Genomic DNA, 451 nt, shown 5'->3' with positions numbered 1-451 from the left:
CTCATCGTGGTCCGGGCCCTGCGTGAGCCGGTGTGCCCGCGAACGGCTGCGCCGTGAAACCTTGCTTGCCCCTTCCCTGCGGCCGCCCGCCTTGGCCGTTTCCCGGTTGTTCGCTGGCCGTTTGGGCCCTCATGCGCCGCGGGGTGCTGCTTTAGTGTGGCGCCATCGAGTGAGCAAAGACGTCGGGAGGCGAGCATGCGGGCAGGGCTGTTGGGTTGGAAGGGGATGGCTGCGCTGTGCGTTGCCTGCCTGGCGCTGGGCGGCTGTGGCGAGGAAGCCGGGCCGCAGGTGCGAGCGGATGCCGTGCCGGCGGACGCGGTGCTGGCGCAGTTGTATGCCACCAGTTGCCAGCAATGCCATGCCAGTCCAGCCGCCGGCGCGCCGCTGACCGGCGATGCTCAGGCCTGGGCACCGCGTCTGGCCAAGGGCATGGACACCCTGCTGGAGCACA

1 protein-coding gene is annotated in these 451 nt (G+C 70.3%); it reads left to right on the top strand.

Annotated features, from left to right (window positions below):
- Positions 1–195: 195 nt before the first annotated feature.
- A partial coding sequence (locus J0A65_RS25820; protein WP_206597056.1) for a c-type cytochrome occupies positions 196–451 on the top strand: 256 nt, incomplete at its 3' end.

It is taken from the genome of Bowmanella yangjiangensis (assembly GCF_017255015.1).
GTDB lineage: Bacteria > Pseudomonadota > Gammaproteobacteria > Enterobacterales > Alteromonadaceae > Bowmanella > Bowmanella yangjiangensis.
This window is presented reverse-complemented; position numbering and strand designations above follow the sequence as displayed.